Genomic DNA, 14,232 nt, shown 5'->3' on the forward strand with positions numbered 1-14,232 from the left:
CATCGTTGACAGGGTAGGAAACGATGCGGGGTGGTATCAGGTGCGATCGGTAATCAACACCCCTATCAAAGCGATTTCAATGAGTTTTGTGAAATACCCAAGCGGAGTTCGAGCGCCGATCAAGATCCACAATAGAACGGTCAACCCGGTGTAGGCAATAAAGCCATAGCGCACCCAGCGGAAGCGTTCTCCCAGTCTGCTTGGACCTAGCAGGTAAGCCCCCAGCAGAATGAGATATCCCAGACCATTGAGGATAAAGACCGGGTCGGGGAAGAGCAAGGAGAAATGAATGGCAGCCGTGGCGACGGTCAACAGGGTTATGACCAGCCTTCGCAAGAACCGGGTGTCTGAAGTTTTTGAAGCCATGTTCTTCGCTCCTAATACTAAAGGGAAGCCATGTCATCACCATGATGAAGATCTTGCCCAAGAGGTAAGCCTTCCACAACGCTCAGGCCCTAGCTTGTCGGTGCTATCTTGACAAATTGTATCAACAAATGGGGTTATTGGGGAATTATGTAAAGGCTCGGGCAGACCTGGAATGCCCGAGCCTTATGGAAGAGCAAATAGGGGTTATATACCTAAAGTACTATCGCTGGATGCGTTCCAGGGCAATCTGCAATCGCTCGCCGTCGAAGGTATCCTCGGCGGCAGGCAGGTTGGCCGGAAGCGGTTGGTTGAGCATTTCCAGGGTCAGGGTTTCGCCCATGATATAGTCCTTGAAGGCAGCCAAGGCCGCTTCCAGACCGGGTGTGGCCTGGTAGTACAGGCGGATGCGGTCAGCGATGTCCAAATCGGCCTGCTTACGCAACTCCTGTACCCGGCGTACAAACTCGCGAGCCAGTCCCTCCTGGATCAGTTCCGGAGTGAGATCTGTGACCAGGGCTGCCAGGTAGGGGCCTTCTGAGGCAACGGCAAAGCCCTCTCGCGCCTGGACGCGGACCTCGACCTCCTCAGGCAGAATGGTATAGGTTTCTCCATCCACGTTAACTTCAATGGGCTGGTTGTTGAGCAGACGCTTGGCGGCTGGCTCAGGGTCAAGGGCTAGAATTGCCTTGCGGATGGCGGGGAAGCGACTGGCGTATTTTTGTCCCAGTTGTTTGGGCAGGGGGTTGAGGCTGTAGGCCACGGCTTCGCTGGTGGCATCTAGTACTCGCACACGCTTCACATTCAACTCGTCTGCCAGCAGGTCGGCATATGCTTCGACCACCGGGATTTCCTCAGCATTTCCCACCGCAAAGGCGGCTTCGGCTAGCGGCTGGCGCACCTTGCGGTTGGCTTTGTTGCGCGCCGCATGCCCGAGTGAAGCTAGACGCATGACCAGTGCCATCTCCCGATTGAGCCGTTCATCAATGACACTGACGTCATAGGACGGCCATTCAGCCAGGTGCACGGAGAGGGGCGCCTCTTTATCCACGGAGCGCACCAGGTTCTGGTAGAGGGCCTCCGCCAGGAAAGGCATGGTGGGGGCTAGAAGTTTGCTCAGGGTCACCAGCGCCTCGTAGAGGGTGGCGTAAGCAGCCCGTTTATCGGCATCGGATTCGCTCTTCCAGAAGCGGCGGCGCGAACGGCGCAGATACCAGTTAGAAAGTTGGTCCACGAAAGTCTCGATGGGACGCGTGGCTCCCAGTACGTCGTAGTGTTCCAGGGCGTCGGTGGCTTCTCGCACCAGTGCATGCAGGGTGGAGCGTAACCAGCGGTCCAGGGCGGTATATTCAGGGGTCTCGTCTGGATTGGGCTGCCAGCCGTCCAGGTTCGCGTAGGTGACAAAGAAGGCGTAGGTATTCCAGAGAGTGAGTACAAAACTGCGCAGCACCTCGGCCACCAAATCGCTGGAGAACCGCCGTTCCTGGCCCGGCGGGCTGGCGGTGTAGAGGTACCAGCGCATGGCATCTGCGCCTGTACGGTTGATTACGTCCCACGGATCCACCACGTTCCCGCGCGATTTGGACATTTTCTGCCCCTGCGCATCCAGGATTAGCCCCAGGCAGATGACGTTCTTGTAGGCAACCTCGCCAAACAAGAGCGTGCTGATGGCATGAAGGGAGTAGAACCAACCGCGGGTCTGATCCACCGCTTCGCAGATGTAGTCCGCGGGGAACTGCCGCTTGAACATCTTTTCGTTCTCGAAGGGGTAATGCCACTGGGCAACCGGCATGGCACCGGAGTCAAACCACACGTCAATCAGTTCGGGCACGCGCTCCATAGTACCTCCGCACTCGGGGCACTTCCAGCGGATTTCATCCACGTGCGGGCGATGGAGATCCAGCCCAGAAAGATCGCGCCCCGCCTTTTGGGACAGTTCGGCCACCGAACCGATGCACTCCTGGTGGTGACACTGTTGGCACTCCCAAATAGGAAGGGGAGTACCCCAGTAGCGTTCACGCCCCAGTGCCCAATCAATGTTGTTGGCCAGCCAGTTGCCGAAACGCCCGTACTTAATATGCTCCGGGTACCAGTTGATTTTCTCGTTCAATGCCACCATTTGCTCTTTAAACTGGCTGGTACGAATGTACCAGGTGGGGCGAGCGTAGTAAAGGAGCGGGGTGGAGCAACGCCAGCAGAAGGGGTAGGTGTGAGTGTAGGTGCCGGCACGCAAGAGCAGGCCGCGGCGACGCAGGTCTTCGGTAATCTCGGGGTCTGCCTCTTTGACAAATTTGCCTGCCCAGGGACGCACTTCTGGGATGAAGGCCCCTTCTTCATTCACCGTCATCAGGATGGGCAAATCGTACTCCAAAGCGGCGCTCATATCCTCGGCACCGAAGGCGGGAGCCATGTGCACCAGGCCGGTTCCTTCCTCGGTGGTCACAAAGTCCCCTAGCACCACATAGTGAGCCGGTTTATCCACCGGAAGGAAGGTGAACAACGGGTGGTAGCGCTTGCCTTTCAACTGGCGACCCTTCATTCGAGCGACGACCTTTACCGGCTCGTCTCCGAAGACAGCCTGCACCAGCGCTTCGGCCAAAATCAAGCGCTCTTTGCCGTTTTCGGGAGTCTCGCGCTCGATAACAACGTAGTCCACGTCCGGGTGAGCCGCCACGGCCACATTCGCGGGCAAGGTCCAGGGGGTGGTGGTCCAAATGAGCAGAGAGTTGCCCGGTTCATCCACCAGGGGCAACCGCACATATACCGAGGGATCGGTGGCTTCATCGTATCCCAAGGCGACCTCATGATCTGAAAGGGGGGTGCCGCAACGCGGACAATAAGGGACGACCTTGAACCCCTGGTAGAGCAGGTTGCGTTCCCAGAAATTCTTTAAGATCCACCACACCGATTCGATGTAATCGTTGGTATAGGTGATATAAGCCGTATCCAGGTCAACCCAGTAAGCAATGCGTTCGGTAAGTTTTTCCCACTCGCGGATGTAGGTGAAAGCCGATTTGCGGCACAGTTCGTTAAAGCGCGCGATCCCGTAGGCCTCGATCTCACGCTTGGTATTAAAGCCAAGTTGTTTTTCTACTTCAATTTCCACCGGCAGTCCGTGGGTATCCCACCCGCCGCGGCGAATGACGTGATAGCCGCGCATTGTTTTGTAACGCGGGAAGACATCTTTAAAGGCCCGTGCCAGGACATGGTGGACGCCCGGCTTTCCATTAGCGGTGGGAGGGCCTTCGTAAAAAACATATTCCGGTTGTCCCTCGCGCTGGCGCAGGGTTTCGTGGAAAATGTCGTGGGTCTTCCAAAAGCGCAGAATGGATTCTTCAAGAGAGACGATGTCGAGTTTCGGCGAGACGGGTCGGAACATAATCCACTCCTCTAACCTGAGATTTTTAACCGCTTCATCCGCAGAGGGGGAGGCCCTAAATAAAAACCCTCTGTCCACTTCAGGGACGAGAGGGCTTCTCGCGGTACCACCCTGATTCCTGCCCACAGGCAGGCACTCTGCCAGGTACGCCCGGTTTCCCGTTGATACCTGCGCCGCGGATAACGGCTGGCGAGGCCGGCGCCCCTACTGACGAACCTGTCGGTTCGCGTTCAGTTTGCAGCTCCGGAAGGATTTTCGGCTCACCGATCTGCCCCGGCTCACACTCTCCCAGGTTCGCTGACAGCCTCTAATGAGCCTACTCGTTTCCATCATCGCTTTTGAGATGCGCAAATTATGCCACGAACCTCAGAAAAAATCAACCGCCGCAAGCTGAGATCAACTTGAGCCCGCCTGGATATAATTCGATAGAGAACAGGTGATTGCAGGACTTGTCCCGGGACACAATTAACGGGGCATATTGATCATTTATTTTAGAGGTTGAATGAAGCCTACAGAAAGGTGGTGCACATGAACATTCTGATCATTGGCGGAAGCGGTTTTATTGGGAGCGCCCTGATACCACGGCTATTGGAAGAAGGACATGCCATCAATGTGCTGAGTCGGCGTCCCCACGCCGTGCGTTTGCCCCCTTCGGTTGCCGTGCACCCCTGGGACGGGCATAGTGGAGCGGCCTGGGCGGACCTGTTGGCCGGTATGGATGCAGTGATCAATCTTGCGGGGGCAAATTTGGGTGTGGGGCGTTGGACTCAGCAGCGAAAAATGGAATTTTTGGCTAGCCGTGTCACGAGTGGGCAGGCTGTGGTTGAGGCATTTGCTCTGGCTCCGCGCAAACCTCGTCTCCTAATGCAGGCTTCGGCGATTGGGTATTATGGACCCTGTGGAGACGAGGTGATCACCGAATCCTCACCCCCAGGAAGGGATTTCCTGGCTCAACTTTGCGTGCAGTGGGAGGCCAGTACCCAGCCGGTAGAGGCGTGGGGGGTGCGTCGAGTACTTTTGCGCACCGGAATAGTGTTGGGGCGGGATAGTCTGGTGCTCAAACGTCTGCTATTGCCCTTCCGGCTGGGGGTGGGAGGACCTTTGGGCAGTGGACGGCAGTGGATGCCCTGGATTCACTTAGCCGATCAGATCGGTGCAATGTTGTTCCTGCTTCATAACGATCAGGCGGTGGGCCCCTTTAACTTGACGGCACCTAACCCGGTACGCAATGCTGTCTTCGGGCGCATCCTAGCACGTGTGCTACGACGTCCTTACTGGTTACCCGTTCCGGCATTTGCGCTGAGGTTGGTGCTCGGGGAGATGAGCACCCTGGTGCTGGATGGGCAACGCGCCTTGCCCCAGCGGCTTTTGGATTTGGGTTATCGCTTTGCCTTTGAGGATTTAGAAGCGGCTCTGCGCGACCTGCTAACCGACTGAGATCCGTGTAGTTTTAGGTATAATTAACCAACTCACGGAGGACAAGCCCATGAACATTGATGAACAGGTTGCACTTCTCATGCAGGGAACCGAATACGGGGATGAGGCCCTCAAACAGGCCATGGCGACGGAACTACGCGAACGCCTGATTGAGGCACAGCAGGAGGGGCGTCCTTTACGGGTTTATTGCGGTTATGATCCGCGGAAGGCCGATCTGCACCTCGGTCACACGGTAACCATGCGCAAGTTGCGCCAGTTTCAAGACCTGGGCCATGAGGTGACCTTTCTGATCGGAAACTTTACTTCTTTGATCGGCGATCCTTCGGATAAGGACAAACTGCGCCCCCGGTTGACCCCCGAGGAAATTGAGGAGAACGCCCGCACCTATGCCGAGCAGGCCTTTCGTATCCTGGATCCTGCGAAGACACGGATACGTTACAATGCAGAGTGGCTTTCCAAGTTGTCCTTAGCGGACATGATCCCGCTGGCAGCCAATTTCACACTTCAACAATTCCTCACCCGTGAAAATTTCCGCCTGCGCTGGGAGCGCGGCGACCCGATTTACCTGCATGAAACTTTCTACGCCATCATGCAAGGGTATGACGCTTATATGCTTCAGGCGGACGTTCAGGTAGGCGGTACGGATCAATTGTTTAATATCGTGACCGCCGCGCGCAAAATTATGGCTTTCCTCGGTGCCAAACCCAATATTGCGATCATCATGGGCATCTTGCCGGGTACCGATGGGGTGGTAAAGATGAGCAAGTCGTTGGGCAATCACATCCCCATCAACACGACGGCTGAGGATATGTATGGTAAGGTGATGAGCATTCCCGATTTTGTCATGCCCACCTATGCCAAACTGGTTACCCGGTGGCTGCCTGATGAGGTGGCTGCTTTTGAGAAAGCCCTCGCCGATGGCACTCTGCACCCGCGGGATGCTAAGATGAAACTGGCCTTCGAGATCACGGCGAACTTTTATGGTGAAGAAGCCGCTCAGCGTGCTCAAGAGGCTTTTGTGCGCCTTTTCCAAAAGCATGATTTGCCTGAGGATGTTCCAGAATTCCATGCCGAGGCAGGTCAGAGCGTGCTGGAGATTATGGTGAAGGCGCACCTGATCAATAGTAAAAGCGAGGGGCGCCGTCTGATTGAGCAAAAGGGTGTCCGTCTGGATGGGCAGGTACTGACCGACCCGAACGCCCCGCTACCCCATCCGGGCATCCTGCAGGTGGGGAAGCGCCAGTTCTTACGGGTTATTTTCTAGGTCGTTTGGGCGATAAAGAGTGTCTTGGCCAACATTGAGTAAGAAGATGAAACGCGATGTCTGAATTGCCTCTGATTGTTGAAAATTTGACTTTTCGCTATCGAAGCCGCCATGAGCCGGCGATTCGAAATATCAACTTAAAGGTTCAACCTGGTCAGGTCGTACTGATTGCCGGGGCCAGTGGATGTGGAAAGACCACCTTGATTCGCTGCATTAACGGTTTGATCCCACGCAGTTACAAAGGCGAACTGACAGGCAGTATCCGCATCTTCGGGCAGGACACGCAGGGGCTCTCATTAGCGCGCATTTCTCAGATGGTGGGCACTGTCCTTCAGGACCCGGAGCGTCAAATTCTTGGCTCACGGGTGATCAACGAGGTGGCGTTTGGATTGGAGAACTTGGGTCTGCCGCGTGAAGAGATCCTGCAACGCTCGCAAGAGGCTTTAGAGCGGTTGAAAATTGCGCACCTGCGTGATCGTGAGACCTTCAGCCTTTCGGGAGGCGAGAAGCAGAAAGTGGCTCTGGCGGGTGTGTTGGCAATGCGTCCGGGTATCCTGCTGCTGGATGAACCGCTGGCCAGCCTGGACCCGGCCAGTGCCCAGGATGCGTTGCAGATGATTCGCCAATTAGCCGATGAGGGCATGTCGGTCATCCTGATCGAGCACCGTGTGGAGGATGTCCTCGCCATCCATCCTGAGCGGGTGCTCTTCATGAGTGATGGGGAGATTAAATTCGATGGTACTGCCGAACAACTGGCGGATTATGTGGACTACCGCGAGGTGAAATTGCCAGCCCCGATGATCTTGAACCTGGCGGCGCGCGCGGAGCCGCCATCTGAGCCGCACTGGCTTCCCAGCGGGCGAGAGGGTCCCCGTGAACCGCTGGTGGAGTTCCAGGGGGTGCATTTCGGCTACGAAAACGGGACCGAGATTTTGCACGGCGTGGATCTGACCATTTACCGCGGTGACATCATCGCGGTTTTGGGCCCTAATGGAGCGGGCAAAACGACTCTGATCAAGCATGCCATTGGGTTGCTCAAACCCAAGCAAGGGCGTGTTCTCATCCGGGGGCGCGATACGCGCCATATGAGCGTGGCAGAGATTGCCAGCACCCTGGGGTATGTTTTTCAAAGTCCAAGCCATATGCTCTTTGCCCCGACCGTTTACGAAGAGCTGGCATTTGGACCTAGAAACCTCAATCATGATCCCGAAACCCTGCGAAAGGAGGTGATGGACGCTATCGAGATTGTGAACCTGAGGGGGTATGAGCAGATTCCGCCGCTCTCAATGTCCTTCGGGCAACAGAAGCGTGTTAGCATCGCCGCCATTCTCTCGATGCGCTCGCGCATCCTGGTCATGGATGAGCCCACGGCCGGGCAGGATTATAAGAACTACATCAGTTTCATGGATTCGATCTTGCAAATGCCCGGCTTTGAGGCGATTCTTTTTATTACTCATGATGTTGATGTGGCCATCCGCTACGCAAACCGGGTGCTTCTGGTCAATGATGGGCAGGTGGTCGCGGATGGCGCGCCCGAGGAGGTCCTCAGCGATCTGGAGCGGCTGGAAGCCTGCCGCCTGGTTCCAACCTCACTGCTGCGCCTGAATCTGGAATACCTGTCTGCTACACGTCGTTTTCTCAGTGCGGAGGCGCTGGCCCATTTTTCACTAGCTTGAAAGGAGGAGCAAGATGGATAAGCGTTTGCGTTCAATTCTCTTTTCTTTAATCGGTGTTCTGGTTTTCTTCCTGCTGATTGTTTGGATTGGCGGGATGATCAATCCTAACCTGCAACTGGATGAAACCGGCGTGCTGCGTTTTGCGTTTGTTGGTATTGGTTTGTTAATCGTTTTTGTCATCTACACCCTAACCCGCCAGAGCCCGGTGTGGGAAGTGGGCACGCGTGAGGTGGTGTACATGGCGATTGGCGCGGCCCTTTATGCCGTGCTCTCTTTCCTTTTCAACGGCACCGTGTTCGCGGTACCTTCGGTCAGCCAGGTGGCCCTGCGCCCGGCTATTGCCATTCCGATGTTCTTCGGTTATGCCTTTGGCCCGGTAGTGGGCTTTTTTAGCGGCGCGGTGGGCAACATGTTTGGCGATGCGTTGACCGGTTTTGGCCTCTCTCCTCAGTGGAGCGTGGGGAACGGGCTGGTTGGTTTCGTGGCGGGGTTGGTGCATCTTTTCAAGGATAAACGGCGCAGTGTGGACACGGTGTTAATCGTCAGTGCCTTGCTTGCTGCATTGGCCACCGTCATTTTCTTCGTCAACCGCAATGTGCCCAACATGATGTTCTTCGATCCCGAGGCGGGCATCTTTGGTGATGCCACCATTAGCCTCTTTGCCGGTATCTCGGCGGTGGTGGGCTTTATCCTGGTATTACTGGTGCGCTTCCTCTTCGCCCAGAATCTGGATGTGGCAGCCGCGGTGACGTGGAGCCTGCTGGGTAATTTCTTGGGCATTGGCTTTGCGGCCATTTCGGATATCTGGATCAATGGCTATCCGCCAGCAGTGGCAATTGTGGGAGAGTTCCTGCCTGCGGCGGGTCCGAATGCCATCTTTGCTGCCATCCTGGTACCGTTATTGGTGGTGGCGTTTGCATCGGTGCAGCGCCAGACTGGTCGCTGATAGAACGTGTGGAGCAAAGGCAGGTGAGGGGGGCTAAACAACTCCCTCACCTGCCCCTGAGGAGTCATTAGGAGTTATATGCTCGTTACTTGGCGTTACCGACCTCGTAAGTCGCTCATCCAGAGTTTTGACCCGCGTGCCTGGATCATTTTCTTCCTGTGCTACATTGCCTGCACAGTGCTTTTCTGGGATCTGCGGTATTTGCTGGTCCTTTTTGCCATGGCGCTGGTGGCGGTTTTTACCTCGGGAATCAAATGGCATGAAATGCGCCGCGCCTGGCTTTTCATTGGCGGTTTTATCCTTTTCTTTTCCTTCCTTACCTTACTGACAGGGCGGGGAGGCATTGAGCTTTATAAGGAAGAACATGTTATTCGCCGTCTGGCGGCTGGTTTTACCCTCTTCGGTTGGCGCCCCACGCTCATCCTGAGCGCTGAACGCATTGCCTACGCCGTGGCCATGATGGTGCGCGTTTTCAGCCTGGCCAGCATGACCATCCTTATTCCATATTCACTGAATCCGGCTCTTTACGGGGTGACATTCCGCGGTTTGGGACTGCCTGATAAGGTGGCCTACGGCATGGATTTAACCATGCGTTTTATCCCCTCCTTTGGGCGTGATTTTCAGTTGACAATGGATGCCCAACGGGCGCGGGGCTACGAACTGGAGAAGATTTCTGGAGGGCTGTTCGCTCAGGTGCGCAAACTGGCGCCGCTCATTGTGCCGGTGACGATCCATGCGATTGTGGCTAGCGAGGATATTATTGATGCCATGGATCTACGCGCCTTTGGGGTTGGGCCACGCACGTGGGTAGATGAATTGCATTATCGCCCGCGTGACCGTGCCCTGATCGCATTTGGAGTGGTAATGCTGCTGGTCTGCATTGCCCTCTCCCTGTGGGGGTTTGGAAAGTTCTGGGTGCCGGAATTTTTGCTACGCCTGGCGCAGTAAATCTCTTTTTCCGATCGGCTAGTGCCCGGCCGCCATTCAGGTCAGATGGCGGCTCACTTTTCTTTGGCCTGGGTGCCACGATGACCATCCGGCAAGGCAAAGATGATCGGCAATCCCAGGGTCAAGATGCCTGCGCTAAGCAGAAAGGCGTTGTGCAATCCCAGGTTGTCGCTGAGCCAGCCCACCCCTAACATGGCAAATGAGCCAACCACAAAGTTGACCGCCATGAAGGCGCCGTTAGCCAGGGCGCGCTGTTCAGGGTAGTGATCCTGAATGAGGGCCATCAGGATGGGGGTCATGGAGAGCATGGTGGCTCCCAGTCCCAGTAACGTGACCAGGCGGAGGACCAGTTGGGAAGTAGCAAGAAAGGCAAATGCGAAGGTAGCCGTCCCCAGCCCGGCGGCGATGAGGACGGGTTTGCGCCCCAGACGGTCACTGAGCGACCCTCCCAGAAATGCACCTCCAATGCCGGCAAATTCCATGATGGTAAGCGAGCCTCCTGCCAGCCAAAGTGTGGCCCCCTCTTCGGTCAGAAACGTGGGCAGAAATGTGGAGAAGGCCACCTGAGCCAGCGCGCGGGTTATCAGCAGGGCACTCACCGGGATTAAAACCGGTCGTAACAGAGCCCAGGCTTGTTTCCAGGGGATCGGATCGGGAGGCTGAGCGGGTTGGGCGGGAACATCGCGCAGGCTCCAGTAAACGGCCAGGGAAACCAGAATACCGATGCTCATGAGCCATGGTAGCCGCTCTATTCCTAATCCCTGAATGGCAATTACGACGATCAGGGGGCCCAAAGTACGTCCCAATTCACCAGCAGCCATCCACAGACTCATCCCCAGTCCCAGCCGGTGAGCCGAGAGCCGCCCGGCAATGGCGGGGCCAATGGCATGGAAACCTGCAGAAGAAAGCCCAACTACAAGGAGTAAAATCATGGCGGTTGGGTAAGTGGGGGCGACGCCCACCAGGGACATCATAGCGGCTGTGATGGCCGGCCCAAGGAAGAGCAGCAAGCGCAACCCAACCCGATCTCCCAGATAGCCGATGAAAGGTTGAAGAATGGAAGGGGCCTGAGTGAGGAAGGAGAGTACCCCTGCCTCGGTTTTGGAGAGGGCATAGCGCTGGATGAGCAGAGGCAGTAGTGAAGGCAGAAAAGCCGAGTAGGTGTCGTGCACTGCGTGCCCCAGGGCAATGGTGCTTACACGTTCACTTTGAAATCTTTCGGCGTTCAGGCTCTGGTCTGTGATCATGGGGACGAAGGATTGGGTAGACGGGGCGTGTGGTTTAAGGATGAGGAGTGCGGCGAATTTCTCCTTCAACAACTAGATGAAGGAGAGAATGGGGTGCATTAGTCCCGTATTCCGTAACGTCTTCCAGGGTGATGCGCAGGCGCAGGGGAGAATCACCTGGATGCTGCTCCAAATAGCGAAGAATGGCCTCATCAGCCTGCACGCCGAAAGTCTTTAGCAGGCGTCGAATATCGTGGTGGCTGATCTCTTCATTCATTGCTGAAATCCTCCTCTCATGGTTACCGACAAACTTTGTGCTTGCCTTCCAGTACCGGGTGAGCGGCGTGCTGTTTGCGCTTTTGTGCATCTATCCAAAGGGCCAGTACGGCCAGCAACGTCGCGACCAGGATGACAAACGCTGCAATATGGTACGTGCCCCGCAACCCTGCCAGGAGGGCTGAAGGCTCCGCCTGAGTTACTTCAAAGCCAGGAGCAAGGTTAGCGAAGGCGCGTACCTGGAGGGCAAATAATGTGCCCATGAGGGGAAGCCCTGAAGTTTGCCCCAGAGTTCGCATCAGAGCCAGTAACCCAGAGGCAATCCCCAGACGATTGCGGGGCACGGCGCTCATGATGGCGTTATTATTCGGGGATTGGAACATTCCCAGCCCGATACCGAAGGGGATCAGGTGCAGGACAAAAGCCAGTGGGCTGATTCCGGCACGAATGGAGGCGACCGAAAGGCAGCCAATGATGACCATGATGAGGCCGATAAGACTGATCTCCCGCGAACCATAGCGATCTGAGAGCGCGCCAGCGACAGGTGCAACGATGCCCATGGCCACAGGATGAGCCATCATCAACAATCCTACCAGTTGGGTTGGGTAGCCCTGCACCAATTGGAGGAAGAAAGGCATTAGGAACATTCCGGCCATGACAACGAACACAAGAAAGGCCATTAGCAGATTGATGGAGAACAGAACGTTGCGGAACAGACTCAAATCCACCATGGGGTGAGGCTGGCGGTGCTCTACCCATACAAACAAGATCAATCCGATGAGGCTGACCCCCAGGAGAATTTTAGGCCACTGATTGCCAAAGCCCAAATCCTGTCCCAGGGTCATACCCAGGGCATAGCAGCCCATGGCGATAAAGAGAATCAGGGCCCCCACAGCATCAAAGCCCCCATCGCGCTGGCCAGGGTGCAGGTTCGGGACAAAGCGGTGCACGATCAACGAGGCGATGATTCCTATGGGGAGGTTAACCAGGAAGACCCAATGCCAGCCGGCCCAGGCGATGATCAACCCACCCAGGGGCGGCCCGGCGGCAATGCCGATTGAGACAATGCTTCCGATGGTGCCCAGGGCACGCCCGCGGGATTCGGGCGGGAAGACCTCAGTGACTATGGCCGTACCAAGGGCTTGAGTAAAGGCAGCTCCGATGCCCTGAAGCGCACGAAAGACGATGAGCGCCGTAATGGTGGGGGCCAATCCACACAGTAGCGATCCCAGGGTGAAAATGATTAGCCCTATCTGGTACAGTCGCTTCTTGTTGTAGAGGTCACCCAGTCGTGCCGCGCCAAGCATCAAGGCTGTGACCATCAGAACATAGGCCAGGACCACCCACTCCACGGTGGCAAAATCGGTATGGAGGTCTTTGACGAGGGTGGGCAGGGAGATATTTACAATGCTGGCATCGAGCGTGGCCATCAAAACGCCAGAGCCGACACTTAGCAGGGTTAGCCAGTGCTGGAGGTTAGGGCGAGATGATGTCATGGCGATGATCAAAGCCCCTATTCAGGTAGGAATATGTACCCCCCCATTGTACTCTGAATCAGGCGGGTTTCGTCAGAGTCGGGCTGCATCTTATAGAGAAGGCTGCGGATGGTGTTTTCTACCAGCGCTCGTGCGGTTGGTTCAGGCAGAATTTCATTACCCCAGCCCGCGTGGTAAAGGGCTTCCCAGGTGACCTCGTGAAAAGCATTATCCAGCAGGTAGCGCAGGAGCCGGCTTTCGGTCGGAGTCAGCAGGATGGGCAGATCTTTATACACCAGCAGGTTCTGTTCGACATCCAGGCGGAATTGGGCCTGCCAGGTAGTATCGGGGATGGGACGAGGCGGAATCTTTTCAGCCAGACGACGCACACGCTCTTTGAGTTGGGTCATAGCAAAGGGTTTGACCAGATAATCGCTGGCTCCCATGTCGTAACATTGTTGCATGACCCGCGGATCGGAGAGGGCCGTCAGCATCAGAATGGGAGCCTGCGTTTCGCGCCGCAGGGCTTCCAGCAGGGTTAACCCATCCAGGTCGGGCATCATAATGTCCAGAATGATGAGATCAACGGCCTCATGCTGGAGCAGGCGCAAGGCCGATTGAGGCTGGGTGGTGGTCAACACCTGGTGGTTTTCTTTCTCCAGGATGCCGCGTAACAGATCACAAGTGTCACGATCATCGTCTATGATGAGGATCTTCAGTTGAGTGGGAATGGCGTTAAACACCATAAAGGGACCCCTTTAAAAAACAATGAGGGATAGAGATCTTTTCTTATTTTAGATTTGGGTGAGGGAAATGGCAAGCGCCCGTCTGATATAATTGCCTTTGACCCTGTGGAATTGATAAAATCAATAAAGAAAGGTATATCGTGTATTTTCAAGGAGAACCGGAGGTCAGGTAGCGATGGTGGTGCATTTTTATGCGACATTTCGCCCGATTGTGGGAGGGAAAACGGTAGAGGTACCGCTGGCCGAGGGCGCAACGGTAGCGCAGGTATTGGAGCATTTGTTTGATCGTTACCCTGAGTTACGGGCTCAGATGATGGATGGCCAGGGCAATCTCCTGCCGTATGTGCATTGCTTTGTCAACGGTCGTGATGTTCACTACTTGCCTGAAGGGTTGCAAACGCCTCTTCGTCTCGAAGATCGCCTGGATATCTTTCCCCCGGTAGGCGGTGGGTGCATTTAGAAAAGCACGAGAGCGTATGGCCTACCATACGCTCTC

General features: G+C 55.8%; 12 protein-coding genes and 1 other annotated feature. Of the genes, 6 read left to right on the forward strand and 6 right to left on the reverse strand.

Annotated features, from left to right (window positions below; genetic code table 11):
- Positions 1–36: 36 nt before the first annotated feature.
- Positions 37–366 carry a hypothetical protein gene (locus SE15_RS10810; protein WP_054522124.1) on the reverse strand — a complete coding sequence of 110 codons (330 nt, stop codon included), beginning with the start codon at positions 364–366 and terminating at the stop codon, positions 37–39.
- Positions 367–586: 220 nt separating this feature from the next.
- Positions 587–3,742 carry an isoleucine--tRNA ligase gene (ileS, locus tag SE15_RS10815; RefSeq protein WP_054522125.1) on the reverse strand — a complete coding sequence of 1,052 codons (3,156 nt, stop codon included), beginning with the start codon at positions 3,740–3,742 and terminating at the stop codon, positions 587–589.
- 78 nt (positions 3,743–3,820) lie between these two features.
- Positions 3,821–4,084: a binding site (T-box leader), on the reverse strand.
- 186 nt (positions 4,085–4,270) lie between these two features.
- Here ileS and SE15_RS10820 point away from each other — a divergent pair.
- The 5 genes from SE15_RS10820 (at position 4,271) to SE15_RS10840 (ending at position 10,013) form a co-directional block, all read left to right on the forward strand.
- Complete coding sequence (locus tag SE15_RS10820; RefSeq protein ID WP_054522126.1) at positions 4,271–5,179, forward strand: TIGR01777 family oxidoreductase; 909 nt, start codon at positions 4,271–4,273, stop codon at positions 5,177–5,179.
- A 49-nt stretch (positions 5,180–5,228) separates the two neighbouring features.
- Complete coding sequence (tyrS, locus tag SE15_RS10825; RefSeq protein WP_054522127.1) at positions 5,229–6,443, forward strand: tyrosine--tRNA ligase; 1,215 nt, start codon at positions 5,229–5,231, stop codon at positions 6,441–6,443.
- A gap of 56 nt (positions 6,444–6,499) precedes the next feature.
- On the forward strand, positions 6,500–8,119 hold the full coding sequence (locus tag SE15_RS10830; protein WP_054522128.1) for an ABC transporter ATP-binding protein: 1,620 nt from the start codon (positions 6,500–6,502) through the stop codon (positions 8,117–8,119).
- Between the two features lie 13 nt (positions 8,120–8,132).
- A complete protein-coding gene (locus SE15_RS10835; protein ID WP_054522129.1) occupies positions 8,133–9,065 on the forward strand; it encodes an ECF transporter S component in 933 nt (310 codons plus the stop codon).
- 78 nt (positions 9,066–9,143) lie between these two features.
- Positions 9,144–10,013 (forward strand): energy-coupling factor transporter transmembrane component T family protein, encoded by an 870-nt coding sequence (locus tag SE15_RS10840; protein WP_054522130.1) that lies wholly within the window; start codon positions 9,144–9,146, stop codon positions 10,011–10,013.
- A gap of 53 nt (positions 10,014–10,066) precedes the next feature.
- On the opposite strand, the gene SE15_RS10845 is transcribed toward SE15_RS10840, so the two are convergent.
- The 4 genes from SE15_RS10845 to SE15_RS10860 are packed head-to-tail and all read right to left on the reverse strand — an operon-like array spanning position 10,067 to position 13,736.
- Complete coding sequence (locus SE15_RS10845) at positions 10,067–11,260, reverse strand: MFS transporter (RefSeq protein WP_054522131.1); 1,194 nt, start codon at positions 11,258–11,260, stop codon at positions 10,067–10,069.
- A gap of 34 nt (positions 11,261–11,294) precedes the next feature.
- Positions 11,295–11,516, reverse strand: coding sequence for a DUF6494 family protein (locus SE15_RS10850; protein WP_054522132.1), 222 nt, complete (start codon positions 11,514–11,516; stop codon positions 11,295–11,297).
- Positions 11,517–11,538: 22 nt separating this feature from the next.
- Positions 11,539–13,011: an MFS transporter gene (locus SE15_RS10855; RefSeq protein WP_201778095.1), complete on the reverse strand. Its 1,473-nt coding sequence runs from the start codon at positions 13,009–13,011 to the stop codon at positions 11,539–11,541.
- 17 nt (positions 13,012–13,028) lie between these two features.
- The gene (locus SE15_RS10860) at positions 13,029–13,736 is read right to left on the reverse strand and encodes a response regulator transcription factor (RefSeq protein WP_054522133.1); all 708 of its coding nucleotides are present in this window, start codon (positions 13,734–13,736) and stop codon (positions 13,029–13,031) included.
- 175 nt (positions 13,737–13,911) lie between these two features.
- On the opposite strand from SE15_RS10860, the gene SE15_RS10865 reads away from it, so the two are divergent.
- The gene (locus SE15_RS10865; protein ID WP_054522134.1) at positions 13,912–14,196 is read left to right on the forward strand and encodes a ubiquitin-like small modifier protein 1; all 285 of its coding nucleotides are present in this window, start codon (positions 13,912–13,914) and stop codon (positions 14,194–14,196) included.
- Positions 14,197–14,232 lie beyond the last annotated feature (36 nt).

The organism is Thermanaerothrix daxensis, from assembly GCF_001306145.1.
GTDB classification, from domain to species: domain Bacteria; phylum Chloroflexota; class Anaerolineae; order Anaerolineales; family Anaerolineaceae; genus Thermanaerothrix; species Thermanaerothrix daxensis.

Bases quoted from the DNA above. Each gene is read 5' to 3' on its own strand.
- SE15_RS10810 (WP_054522124.1), bottom strand. From the start codon at position 366: ATGGCTTCAAAAACTTCAGACACCCGGTTCTTGCGAAGGCTGGTCATA.
- ileS (WP_054522125.1), bottom strand. From the start codon at position 3,742: ATGTTCCGACCCGTCTCGCCGAAACTCGACATCGTCTCTCTTGAAGAA.
- SE15_RS10820 (WP_054522126.1), top strand. From the start codon at position 4,271: ATGAACATTCTGATCATTGGCGGAAGCGGTTTTATTGGGAGCGCCCTG.
- tyrS (WP_054522127.1), top strand. From the start codon at position 5,229: ATGAACATTGATGAACAGGTTGCACTTCTCATGCAGGGAACCGAATAC.
- SE15_RS10830 (WP_054522128.1), top strand. From the start codon at position 6,500: ATGTCTGAATTGCCTCTGATTGTTGAAAATTTGACTTTTCGCTATCGA.
- SE15_RS10835 (WP_054522129.1), top strand. From the start codon at position 8,133: ATGGATAAGCGTTTGCGTTCAATTCTCTTTTCTTTAATCGGTGTTCTG.
- SE15_RS10840 (WP_054522130.1), top strand. From the start codon at position 9,144: ATGCTCGTTACTTGGCGTTACCGACCTCGTAAGTCGCTCATCCAGAGT.
- SE15_RS10845 (WP_054522131.1), bottom strand. From the start codon at position 11,260: ATGATCACAGACCAGAGCCTGAACGCCGAAAGATTTCAAAGTGAACGT.
- SE15_RS10850 (WP_054522132.1), bottom strand. From the start codon at position 11,516: ATGAATGAAGAGATCAGCCACCACGATATTCGACGCCTGCTAAAGACT.
- SE15_RS10855 (WP_201778095.1), bottom strand. From the start codon at position 13,011: ATGACATCATCTCGCCCTAACCTCCAGCACTGGCTAACCCTGCTAAGT.
- SE15_RS10860 (WP_054522133.1), bottom strand. From the start codon at position 13,736: ATGGTGTTTAACGCCATTCCCACTCAACTGAAGATCCTCATCATAGAC.
- SE15_RS10865 (WP_054522134.1), top strand. From the start codon at position 13,912: ATGGTGGTGCATTTTTATGCGACATTTCGCCCGATTGTGGGAGGGAAA.